Raw genomic sequence first — 11965 nt, 5'->3', positions numbered from 1 at the left:
GCTACCCTGATCTATTTTGCTTTTAAGCGCTGTTAACTGATCAATCTGTTTTTGCTGCTGTTCTATTTTAGGCTTATAAAGTTGGTCAACTTTATTACGCTGTTGAGTAATAGCATCGCTAATAGAACTAGCCCCTAAACGATTAGCGCTGTCTTGAGTCATATAATCTATTTGAATTTTTCGGCTATTAAGCTGCTCTTGTAATTTTTTTATATTATTTTTACTTTTTTTTATTTGACGATCAATCTGTTGCCCTGTGAGGTAGTTTCCTATTTCGGCAGATACGCCTTGGTCGTCATTATTTACCGCAGATTTAGCGATATTAGTAACAGCGATATTAACTTTTTTGGCGTCTTTTCCACATGGAAACTGGCTAAAGGTGGCAGTACCCTCAATAGTGCAGTGATACACATTTGTTTTTGCTGCGGCTATATGGCTATAAAAAACGGTAAGTAATAAAACAAACAATTTATACATGAATATTCTAATCCAAGTTGATGACTTGCGTATATAAACCTAGCATGTAAACGGCTTTGTGTAATTCAAATATCTTCACACAGAGTAGTTTGCTAAACTTAGCATTTGTTTGTATATGGTGTGTTTAGTATGACTTCATCAGTTACTCCTGTCATTTTAGCAGGGGGTATTGGTTCGCGACTTTGGCCTTTATCGCGCCAAGCTATGCCAAAGCAATTTTTGCCGTTGCTAGGGGATGAGTCACTACTACAAAATACACTCAAGCGGGTAAATCCCCCATTTTTTAATGCGCCAATTTTAGTGTGCAACGAACAACACCGCTTTATTGCAAGTGACCAATGTAAGCAACAGCATGTGGATCCCACAGCATTATTACTTGAACGCGAAGGTAAAAATACCGCTCCGGCAATTGCACTTGCAGCACATTTTTCACTTCAGCAAGGTATGAATACACCGATGCTAGTGATGCCTGCTGATCATCATATTGATAATTTCTCGTTACTTATAGATAAGCTACCTGATGCAATAAAACTCGCGGAGCAAGGCAAATTAATTACCTTTGCTATCAAGCCTGACTCTGCAAATTGTGGCTATGGTTACATCAAGCAAGGCTCGCCGATTACTGATAGTTATTGTTTTGAGGTCGATGAGTTTAAAGAGAAGCCAAGCCTCGCAGTCGCTGAGCAATATCTTGTAGATGGTCGTTATGCGTGGAACAGCGGTATGTTTTTATTTACTCCTAAAGCTTACCTTGCTGAGCTTGAGCGCTTTGCCCCTAAAATAGCCAAGAGTGTAGCGAATGCTGCGGTGTTTTCACACGATTTAGATTTTACTCGCGCAGATGAAAGTGCATTACAAAATTGCCCAAGTGATTCGATTGATTATGCTATTTTAGAGAGAAGCCCTAATGTTGCGGTACTACCACTTGCGCTTAAATGGAATGATGTAGGCAGTTTTAATGCTTTGTGGCAAAGTGCAGAAAAAGACGCGCAAGGCAATAACAAAAACGCAGATGCAGTGTTGTTAAATAGTGAAAATAACTTACTCAATAGTGAGCGCGGCCATACTATTGCCGCTTTAGGGGTCAAAGACTTAGCTGTTATTCACACTCATGATGCCACATTAGTAGCTGATAAAAACCAGCTAGATCAGTTACCTGAATTATTAAAGCGATTAGCTGTTAAAAGTAGTAATAAACTGATCCATCATCAAGCTGTGTATCGACCGTGGGGTAGTTATCGGGTATTGGTTGAAGGCGCTGGCTTTAAAGTAAAGAAAATAATTGTAACTCCAGGTGCAAAGCTTTCTACTCAGCGCCATCAATACCGTGCTGAGCATTGGGTGGTGGTATCAGGTACTGCTGATGTAAACATTGATGGAAAAGCAAATACGTTAACACCCGACCAGTCATGTTATATAGCTGCCGGTCAAATTCATAGCCTAGCTAATGGACAAAATGAACCTCTTATGCTGATTGAAGTGCAAACCGGTGGGATTTTAGATGAAGCGGATATAGAACGCTTTGACGATCAGTATGGACGTAAATAGCGCCATAGCAGAAAGAGTAAAGTTAGGCGGATAATGAATTAAAAGCGTGGAATAAATCCGTGTTTACAGGCTATTTTAGAATGTTGCTAGAGCAAAGCACTTGTCCCTTGAAGCCTTACTATCGGCAACTAGCCAACTAATTCAGTTGACTCCGTACATACTTTAAATACTGCTCTAGGCTGCTTTGCCAAAGCACGAGAGTGTCGGTAAGTGATTCTTTAAGCGGTTTATTGTCGAGTAAGCGTCGTTCGAGTTTTTTAAGCTCCATGCCGTAGCGATTAAAGCCTAGTTGCAGGGCGGTGCTGGCTTGGCGATGGAGTATTTTTATACATTGCTCTGGTTGTTGTTCGCAAAGTTGTTGGGCGCGAATGAGTTTATTACGCGCAGAGAGTACAAACTCGTTATAAATTGACGATACTTCATCTTCACTAAATGAACTTTTTAATGTATCAGCGGCGCTTTGGTCGTACAACACATCACTCAGATCAACCGCAAAGTTAGAGCTTTGCGTGGTTTGAGAGTCACTGAGAGCTTGGCGTAACTTTTGCTGCTTAATTGGTTTGCCAACAATATTTTTAATACCCAACGCGAAGTACTCTTTAATCTCATCGGGGCTTAGACTTGCAGTAAACGCAAGTACAGGTGTACGCTGGTTTTTATGATCAATTTTTTTTAGTGCTTTAAGTACATCTTGACCATTTAAGTCAGGCAGGTTCATATCTAGCAGCACGACATCAAAATGGTGCCGCTGCATCAATTCAATAGCACTTTTACCATCTCTAGCGAGCTTGATTTTATGCTCATCATCGGCCATAAACTCAATAGCAATTTTTTGGTTTAGATCTAAATCTTCGACCAGCAAAACGTCGAGCCCGGTTAAGTAATCTTTTGATTGATGACGCTGCTCAACAAGGCTTAACTCACCAATAGTGAGGTTAATATCAAAACTAAAAGAGCTCCCTTTATTTAGCTCACTGGTGATGTTTAATTGGCTATTTAGTTTACCCAGTAAGCGGCTTGTTATGGCAAGGCCAAGGCCAGTACCGCCTTTTTCTTTGCCGGCATTACTTTGTATATACGGCTCGGTAAGGTATTCAATTTCGTCATTTTCAATGCCAGGGCCTGAATCGATCACGCTGATACGAACACGGTGCTCAAGCTGGCGTTCTTCAAGTAATGATATATTAACTTTGACATTTCCTTGATCAGTAAACTTTATGGCATTACCCACTAGATTAATAATAATTTGCCGTAATTTTTGTTGGTCGCAGTAGTAACAGGCTTGTTCAGGTAACTGGTAGGAAAGTGAAAAGGTTAAGTTCTTTTGTTCTGCAAGCGGGCTCAGTAATAAACATAAATTATTAAGCCAAGTTTTAAATTCTACATCTTCTTCATAAAGGGCTTCGTTATGTTGATCAAGGCTCGCATAGTCGAGCACTTTATCAACGAGTAAGTTTAGCGATTCGGCAGAGTTAATAATGGCTTCGCAATAGGGTTTATCACGGGGATCGCTTGATTGGTTCAAAATAAGCTGCGCACTGCCTAAAATTCCATTTAGTGGTGTACGTATTTCATGGCTAATAGTAGATAAAAATAAGCCCCGAATTTCTAAATCTTTATGTGCTTTTTCTGCGAGTTGATTTAAGTTTTGTTCTCGGCGTTCATTACACAATAGTGCCATGCCAGTGGCGTAGAACATCGGTGCAATGACGCCGTATATAAATAAGGTGATACTAAACCAGTTTTCATTGATGAGTGTTGAGCGGTCAACTTCGCCCATTAAAAATGCCCGCAGTGTAAATACGATGACAATAATACTAAGAATCAAAATATAAACAATACTGCCATTTGGATAGGTTTTACGGGCAAAACGAATGAATAAATACAGTAAAAAAATCGCTTCACAGATATGCTGTAAGTCAGAAGCGAGCACGCGGTTACGCAAGTTAGAATCAACCACACTAAAGTATATTAATACACCAGCAAGTATAATCGTCACGCCAATAAATATTTTAAACTCCACACCGCGATAATTTAAAAATTGACTAATTACTAAGGCATGAATGATAGATGCACTAAAGAATAAACCATAGGCTAAACCACCAATGGTGGTGTTATCTAAATAGCTATGAACAGCAAAGCTCATTACGGCGGCAAACACCATTAATGGATAATAAATATAAAGTAGTGTACCGGGGGTTTTTTTATTGGCTCGCCAAGTAAGGAAGTTCAATAATGCCATTACTAGCATCATGGCGGCGCTGGTAAGATAAAGGGTTACGGAGTCGAGCATTGCGGTTCCAAGCGAAAAGAATTAGCCGCATCAAAACGATGGCGCTATAGCTAAATAAATATAACGCTTATCGGCAGAAGAGAAATAGGCACTAAAAAAGTGCCTATTTTCGATAAAACTAACGAATTTCGTCAGGAATATTTTGCTGGGCCCATGAAAGTAACTCAATACGGTTACGACATTTGGTTTTTCTAAATGCACTGTATAAGTGAGTTTTAACTGTATGCGGACTAATGCTTAGCTCTTCGGCAATTTCTTTATTTTTAGAACCATTGCTCATTAAGGCAATAATTGCTTTTTCTCGCTTAGTGAGTTTTATTGGCTCAATATCGCCGTCGGTTAACTTATGAAGAGTGTCTTGATTAAACTGCAACATACGGTTTAGCGCGTTACACATGATATCACGGCGATACCAAAGCTGGCCTTCAAGTAGCAAGCGGATACCTTTCATTAATACATCAGCGTTATCAGTGGTGTAAAATACGCCGCGAATACCGCTTAATAAGGCGCGATTAGCAAGTTCAGGATTTTCGTCTAGATTAAACAATACAATATCGCACTTAAAACGCAAATTAACAAGCTGTTCTTTTAGTTTGTTCCAAGCATCTCGACTTGACGCTTCAATAAACAATAAGCGGGTGTCTTCAGGTACGTCGGCGATATTAGTTCCAGTTGTTATCTCAAGCCCCTGAGTTTTTAAAAGGGGTTCTAATACATTGATACCAATCGTATTAATCGGCTCTACGTCTAATAGTAAAAAGGCTGAATTGCTCATGGTTTACATACTCTTGAATAAAGTTGACTTATGAAGTCTATCATGCAACACGCGCCTTTAGTATTAGAAGTTTCCTATGTAAATACAGTTTTATTGCTAGTTTAGTACTATCTTGTGTAATATTTTACTTTCTTTCTTTTTTATATATTTGTATTTATTGCTGTTTTTTATTGTAACCCAATCTATAGTAAGGGTATTATTTACATAAAGTTACATTAAAAAACTTAATGCAATTCTTTCTTCTTAGCTTGGTATGGTGGCCATCCCATTTCCTTACCCGCTAGCATATGTAAATGAATATGATAAACAGTTTGTCCGCCATGCTCGTTACAATTCATCACAACTCGAAAGCCATCATCACTAAATCCATGTTGTTTAGCGAGTTTTGCTGCAACTACGTATAAATGACCCACTAATGATGCATTTTCTTCGGTAATATCGTTAATTGTCGCAATCGCTTTTTTTGGGATAATCAAAACATGAAAAGGCGCTTGCGGATTGATGTCTTTAAAAGCGAGTGATTGCTCATCTTCATAAATGATGTCGGCGGGAATTTCACGGTTGATTATTTTACTAAAAATAGTCTCTTGGCTCATTTTATACTCATATTATAGATTACATAAGATTCCCCCACTAATGACAAAATTTGTTTGTGGTGTCAAACTGAAATTAAACATAAAGGGGTAAGTATGAGTAAATTAATAAGACTAACAACAGTTGCTGCATTGTGCTTTAGTTTAAATAGTGTGGCAGAGATCATTCACTTTCCTGAAGAGTTGGTCCCACTGCAAGCCGATGATCGAGTGATTGAACAGTCATTTTTTAGCCGTGTTGATGATATCGAACTGGCGCCGGGTACACATAAATTAAAACTTAGGTACACGGATTTATACGAGCAAGGTTATGACAACCATACCACTGTTGATTCAAAACCATTTTGGGTGCAAGTTACCATTGATGAAAGTACAGATTACGAGGTAGTGTTTAATCGTGCTGATAATGCTGTAGCTGCTAAAGCATTTGCCGAGTCACCCCAAGTTAGCCTTAAACCTAAAGGGAGTGCGCTGGCTGAACCGTTAAGTATACTTAGTAGCCCAAAAGTAAGCGCAGCACCAGCACCTACTGTTAAGCAAGTAGCCCCAGCACAGGTCGCGATAGCAACGGTTACTACGGGCAAGGCAGCCACATTTCCTGTTAAAGAATCGAATCGCCATGCAGCCACGCAAAAAGAACCGAGCGCAGCGGCAATGCTAGATTTTTGGTGGCAAAAAGCGACAGTACAAGAGCGCCAAGCATTTTTGAACAAAGTGACTAAAAAGTAAGGGGTAGGATTGGTTGTCCTTTTAAAATTAAAGCGTGTTCAATCTAGAGGCGATGTAATCGCGACGCGATAGTTATAAACTAGCGAGCTAAGTAAAAAATTGAGCAAACTACCGGGCCCCACTCACGGCCCTTACCTATATCTATGTTGGGCTTAAAACACAAAAAAGGGCGAGTTATCGCCCTTTTTAAATGGTGTTACTTGCTCGTTATTATTTAGCAAATAAGTTGTCGACTGTACCTTGTGCTAATGGGTGGTAACCCGGACGTGCTTTCATGTATACATCGTGCGCCCATTCACGTTTGCCATTTTTAATTAGTGCTTTATATAAAGGCACAATTAATTTACGACGACCAATCCCAGATAAATGCTTATCAAGAGCTGGATAAATTGGTTGATAACCATTACCTACTGCCAGCATATACCAAGCAAATGCGCGCTCTGTGTTAGTTGATTGAGTAAGGTTAAATTGGCTATCAAGCTCGGTCATGTTTTCAATGCTTAAATCACGAGGTAGGTTATTTAAAAAGTGAAGCCATTCATGGACAGTCCAATCAGCTGTAGGTAGTTCAGCCGCAGTTATATCGCCTTTTAGCCACGCTTGAGTCACATTATCGACTTTATCAAACGCATCTGATGTTGGGTTTGGCGCATCACTGGGTAAGCCTGGCTCAAAAATCCACTCATTTACTTTATCCATGCTTACTACGCCTGGATATTCTTCAATTAAGTTGGCTTTTAAGTAAGTTACAAACTCAGCGGTAGTTAGCGATTTAAAAGCAAACTCATCAAAGTAAGCTTTTACAAATGGGTCAAATTTGTCGCGACCATACTTTTCTTCAAGGTAGATCAAAAATAGCTGACCTTTAGTGTAAGGCACTGAACTGAATGCATCGTCCGGATCGCGCCCATTAAGTTTTAGATTAAGGCGTGTATCTGGTGCGTCTATTGTCTTAAGTTGTGCGCGAAGGCTTGCAGTGTCTAGCGCTTGCTCCATAATCGCACGGTCTCGACCAAACACTTCTTCCATAATGCGGTTTTCAACGTACGAGGTAAAACCTTCGTTAAGCCATAAGTCTTCCCATGTAGCGTTAGTCACTAGGTTTCCTGACCACGAATGAGCAAGTTCATGAGCAATTAAGTTAACTAAACTTTTATCACCTGCTACAACTGTTGGGGTAATAAACGATAGACGTGGGTTTTCCATGCCACCAAACGGAAAGCTTGGCGGAAGCATTAATAGATCATAACGACCCCAGGCATATTCGCCGTACATAGCATTGGCTTTGTCGATCATCATTTGAGTGTCGTTAAACTCAGCCACTGAGGCATCTAAAATTGTTGGCTCAGCAAAAACACCTGTCTGGTGTGACATGGCTTTAAATTCAAGATTACCCGCGCCAATAGCGATTAAATAAGGAGAGATCGCTTGGGGCATAGTAAAGTGATAATCGCCATCTTTATAAAGTGCATCTTTGTTATCTGCACTCATTACAGCACGAATATCTTCAGGTGTATGGATGCGTGCCGAGTACGTTACACGCATCGCAGGTGTATCTTGTACTGGGATCCAGCTACGGGCATGAATAGCCTGCGACTGGCTATACATAAATGGTAGCGTTTTACTTGCAGTTTGCTCTGGTGTTAACCATTGTAAGCCGGATGCTTCAGGACGGCTGTTGTAGTAAATACGTACTTTAGGCGCTTGGCTTTTAAAGGTAATAGTAAGTTTCGATCCTTTAACATCATCACGTTTAGCAAGCGTAAAGGCTGCTTTATGCCAATGGCCATCTTGTGACTGGTACATTATTTTATCAATATCTAAATCACGAGTATCAAGCACTAATTTTTTACTGCTGGTATTTTTCCACTTAAGGGTATGCTCAACAAAACCTTCTAACTGCTTGTCGGAAAAATCGATATCTAAATCAAGGTTTAAATGTGTAGTGATTACATCATCAAGGTTGGCATACGAATTTTGATCAATAGCGCTGGCCATTGCTTGAGAGCACATACCTGCCATAGCGAGGCTTAAAAAGAGAGGTTTGATTTTCATAAATACCCTGGAACGAATAAAAAGTGCTGGTTTTATATCATGATTGAAAGGCAGGGTTGAGCATTTTTTACAATCTAGTGCGCGTTTTGCGACGATAGGTTAAACTAGTGCGATTAGTTACTGGTAAATTTTGAGGCTTATTGTGGCTCAGTCACTGCAAACTTTCCATACATTTTCGTTACCAAGTCAGTGTTTGCACCTTTGTGAAATTACCGACATTAAACAATTGCAGCAGCAATTGTTTAATGTCCCTTTTTGTATTTTAGGTGAGGGTAGTAATACGGTTTTTTTAAATGACTACCAAGGTACCGTGATTAAAATGGCTACTAAGGGGGTTTCCCTAACTCCTCGTGAAAATGATTACTTATTGGAAGTCGCGGCCGGTGAAAACTGGCATCAATTAGTTACTTACACCCTAGAGCACGATATGCCAGGGCTTGAAAACTTAGCTTTAATTCCGGGTACCGTTGGGGCCGCACCGGTGCAAAATATTGGTGCTTATGGAGTAGAACTGGCAAAGTATATTGAATACGTAGAGTGTTTTGATATTGCTCAAAAGCAAGTTATACGTCTTAGTAAAGTAGACTGCCAGTTTGGCTATCGCGACTCTATTTTTAAGCATGATTTAAAAAATAAAGTGGTGATCACCCAAGTCGGACTTTGTTTACCAAAAAAATGGCAACCAGAGCTGAGTTATGGGCCATTGAAAAAGGTTAGTAAGGTCACGGCAAAAGCCGTTTATGAGCAGGTTATAACTACCCGAAATAGTAAATTACCTGACCCGTATGTACTTGCAAATGCTGGTAGTTTTTTTAAAAACCCCATAATTCCTAACTCACAATTACATGCTTTATTAAAAAGCCACCCGCAATTACCTCATTATTTTTATGATGATGCACATCATAAAATCGCTGCTGGTTGGTTGATTGAACAAGCGGGTTTAAAAGGACATCGTATTGCAGGTATTGAGGTATACCAGCAACAAGCTCTCGTATTAGTTAACCATGGCAACAGCCAAGGCAGTGATTTAGTTGCTATGATAAAACACATCCAGCTACAAGTATGGCAACGCTATCAAATACACTTACACCATGAAGTACGGCTAATGGCTGATTCTGATGAGTGTAATATTAATTTACAGGAGCAGCCATGAAGGCACCTTATGGCAACAAGCAGGCAATTTTAAATTCGTTAAATCAAGGCGGGTTTATCTCTGGGCAGTTATTAGGTGAGCAACTAGGCATTAGCCGTGCCGCAGTCGGTAAGCATATAAGTTCATTGCAAGAAATGGGGCTAGATATATTTAAAGTGAGCGGTAAGGGTTATTGTTTAAATAATAATGTTGGTTTATTAAGTAGTAATGCAATAAAAACAAAGTATCAGCAATTAGGAGGCAAAACAGCGCAAGTTGATGTGCAGCCTATTATTGATTCGACCAACAGCGAACTAATGCGTCGTATTCAAGTAAACCCAGCGCTTGAATCTGGATCTGTTGTAGTTGCAGAAATGCAGGAAGCCGGGCGCGGGCGCAGAGGGCGCGTGTGGCAATCTCCATTTGGTACTAACTTATATTATAGCTATTTTTGGTGCTTAGATGATGGCTTACAAGCGGCTATGGGCGTATCTATTGCGGTAGGGCTTGCTGTATATGATGCTTTAAAAACGCTTTATCAACTGGATGTTGAGCTGAAGTGGCCTAACGATATTTACTTAAACAAAGAAAAGCTCGCAGGTGTGCTGGTGGAATTAGATGGTCAACCACAAGGACCTTGCCAGCTAGTGATTGGTATTGGTATTAACCTACAAATGCCAGAAAGTGCGAGCCAACAGATTGACCAAGCTTGGACCGACCTAAGTCAGCATTGCCAAACAATCAATAAAAACGACTTAGTAGCGCAGTTAACCTTTAGTTTAGAGCAACGCTTAGCTGAATTTAGTGAACATGGTTTACAGCAGATGTATCAGCAGTGGAATAACCTTAATGCTTTTGCCAAACAGTATGTGGAGCTCTCTACCGGAAATCGCAGCTGGCAAGGTATTTGTGAAGGGATTGACGGTCTAGGGGGGATTCGTATTAGATGCGATGGCGAAGTAAAAAGTTATTACGGTGGAGAAATTTCTTTACGTAAGGTTAAATCATGAAGCTACTTGTTGATGTGGGTAACTCTTCAGTCAAAATAGTGTTATGCCAAACGCAGCAGCTAACTCCCTGCGAAGCTAATAGTATTCCTTGGTCACAAGTAACCGAGTTGGTTTACGCCTGCGTAGGTAAAAGCGAGATGATGAACAAGCTTTTAGCTCGCGCTACTGAACTAGGAATTAATTGTACTGAGGCTAAAGTAACCGCAGAACTTGGTAAGCTTAAATGCGCTTACCGACAAGTAAATAATTTAGGGATTGATCGTTGGCTAGTACTTATTGCTGCTTATAGTCTGTGGCCTAAAAAAAATTGCATTATTATTGATGCAGGCACGGCAACCACCATTGATGTGTTAACAGATACGGGGCAGCACTTAGGGGGGTGGATTTTACCGGGCCTAGATTTGATGACCCAATCATTAACACAAAACACTCAACGTGTGTTTGATGATAAAAATACGCTTTTTAGTAATGAGTTGGGGGTGAATACCCCAAATGGTTTAAAAAATGGCGCGTTAGTAGCTACCATTGGTGCCATTAAACAAGCAATGTTGCATTTACCTGCTGAAGCACAAATAGTTTTAGCAGGGGGATATGGATCGTTATTACAACAACACCTTCCAGGTAGTGATTTTGATTCTTTGTTAGTTATGAAAGGATTGAGTTATTGGCATCAACTCAGTATTAAAGACTAAAAACAGCTACTTTTGTCTGAAAACTGAGCATTTGAAGTGTAAATTCACACTTTTTTTGATTTTGTTGTTGCATCCCAACAAACCTTACTCTAGAATCTCGCCCCGTACTAAAGCAGTGCCGACTTAGCTCAGCTGGTAGAGCAACTGACTTGTAATCAGTAGGTCAACCGTTCGACTCGGTTAGTCGGCACCACTTTCCTTTTACCGGAAGTGACTTAGTAAAGAATTTTCGTGGAGGGGTTCCCGAGCGGCCAAAGGGATCAGATTGTAAATCTGACGGCTCAGCCTTCGCTGGTTCGAATCCAGCTCCCTCCACCACTTTATTCTTGACGGTTAGAGGTAGTTTAAGAACAGGTTCTTACGCGGGCATCGTATAATGGCTATTACCTCAGCCTTCCAAGCTGATGATGCGGGTTCGATTCCCGCTGCCCGCTCCAGTTTCTGGTGTTGCTGATATAGCTCAGTTGGTAGAGCGCACCCTTGGTAAGGGTGAGGTCGGCAGTTCAAATCTGCCTATCAGCACCAGTTTCTAAGCCCATTCTTGACTTCTCCTTTTATCTGTCAGAAAAAACTATTTAAAATTTGAAAAAATTAACTTAATCTACCTATGGTGGATTATTTTCATATGTAGTCTAGATACACAAAACTGATAGGTTCCGTC

At 40.2% G+C, this 11965-nt stretch carries 10 protein-coding genes and 4 tRNA genes; 9 read left to right on the top strand and 5 right to left on the bottom strand.

Features of this window, described 5'->3' with window-relative positions; all coding sequences use genetic code 11:
* Positions 1–477 (bottom strand): RNA-binding protein (locus ACT3RM_RS14745; protein ID WP_441835903.1); only part of this gene is annotated, 477 nt, incomplete at its 3' end.
* A gap of 129 nt (positions 478–606) precedes the next feature.
* On the opposite strand from ACT3RM_RS14745, the gene ACT3RM_RS14740 reads away from it, so the two are divergent.
* The gene (locus ACT3RM_RS14740) at positions 607–2025 is read left to right on the top strand and encodes a mannose-1-phosphate guanylyltransferase/mannose-6-phosphate isomerase (RefSeq protein ID WP_441835904.1); all 1419 of its coding nucleotides are present in this window, start codon (positions 607–609) and stop codon (positions 2023–2025) included.
* Positions 2026–2161: 136 nt separating this feature from the next.
* Here ACT3RM_RS14740 and ACT3RM_RS14735 read toward each other — a convergent pair whose 3' ends face one another.
* The 3 genes from ACT3RM_RS14735 to ACT3RM_RS14725 all read right to left on the bottom strand — a co-directional run bounded on the left by ACT3RM_RS14735 (position 2162) and on the right by ACT3RM_RS14725 (position 5689).
* A complete protein-coding gene (locus ACT3RM_RS14735) occupies positions 2162–4318 on the bottom strand; it encodes an ATP-binding protein (RefSeq protein WP_441835905.1) in 2157 nt (718 codons plus the stop codon).
* 118 nt (positions 4319–4436) lie between these two features.
* Complete coding sequence (locus ACT3RM_RS14730; RefSeq protein ID WP_441835906.1) at positions 4437–5093, bottom strand: response regulator transcription factor; 657 nt, start codon at positions 5091–5093, stop codon at positions 4437–4439.
* Positions 5094–5317: 224 nt separating this feature from the next.
* On the bottom strand, positions 5318–5689 hold the full coding sequence (locus ACT3RM_RS14725; protein WP_441835907.1) for a histidine triad nucleotide-binding protein: 372 nt from the start codon (positions 5687–5689) through the stop codon (positions 5318–5320).
* 93 nt (positions 5690–5782) lie between these two features.
* On the opposite strand from ACT3RM_RS14725, the gene ACT3RM_RS14720 reads away from it, so the two are divergent.
* On the top strand, positions 5783–6415 hold the full coding sequence (locus ACT3RM_RS14720) for a DUF2057 domain-containing protein (protein ID WP_441835908.1): 633 nt from the start codon (positions 5783–5785) through the stop codon (positions 6413–6415).
* 210 nt (positions 6416–6625) lie between these two features.
* Here the strand turns inward: ACT3RM_RS14720 and ACT3RM_RS14715 are convergent, their stop codons facing one another.
* Entirely contained in the window at positions 6626–8470 is a 1845-nt protein-coding gene (locus ACT3RM_RS14715; protein WP_441835909.1) for a M1 family metallopeptidase, read from the bottom strand.
* Between the two features lie 142 nt (positions 8471–8612).
* Between ACT3RM_RS14715 and murB the strand changes: the two genes are divergently transcribed.
* From murB to ACT3RM_RS14680, 7 genes are all read left to right on the top strand, one after another.
* Entirely contained in the window at positions 8613–9623 is a 1011-nt protein-coding gene (murB, locus tag ACT3RM_RS14710) for a UDP-N-acetylmuramate dehydrogenase (protein ID WP_441835910.1), read from the top strand.
* Complete coding sequence (gene birA, locus ACT3RM_RS14705) at positions 9620–10612, top strand: bifunctional biotin--[acetyl-CoA-carboxylase] ligase/biotin operon repressor BirA (protein ID WP_441835911.1); 993 nt, start codon at positions 9620–9622, stop codon at positions 10610–10612. The genes murB and birA overlap by 4 nt, the downstream gene beginning before the upstream one ends.
* Positions 10609–11304, top strand: a complete 696-nt coding sequence (locus ACT3RM_RS14700) for a type III pantothenate kinase (RefSeq protein WP_441835912.1) — start codon at positions 10609–10611, stop codon at positions 11302–11304. The genes birA and ACT3RM_RS14700 overlap by 4 nt, the downstream gene beginning before the upstream one ends.
* Positions 11305–11421: 117 nt before the next feature.
* Positions 11422–11497, top strand: a tRNA-Thr gene (locus ACT3RM_RS14695).
* Between the two features lie 40 nt (positions 11498–11537).
* A tRNA-Tyr gene (locus tag ACT3RM_RS14690) sits at positions 11538–11622 on the top strand.
* Between the two features lie 44 nt (positions 11623–11666).
* Positions 11667–11741, top strand: a tRNA-Gly gene (locus ACT3RM_RS14685).
* Between the two features lie 12 nt (positions 11742–11753).
* A tRNA-Thr gene (locus ACT3RM_RS14680) sits at positions 11754–11829 on the top strand.
* The last annotated feature ends 136 nt before the right edge of the window (positions 11830–11965 follow it).

Source organism: Pseudoalteromonas sp. AOP7-A1-14 (assembly GCF_052376275.1).
In the GTDB taxonomy this organism is placed as follows: Bacteria; Pseudomonadota; Gammaproteobacteria; order Enterobacterales; family Alteromonadaceae; genus Pseudoalteromonas.
The sequence above is the reverse complement of the archived record's forward strand: the minus strand, read 5'-3'. Positions and strand labels throughout refer to the sequence as shown.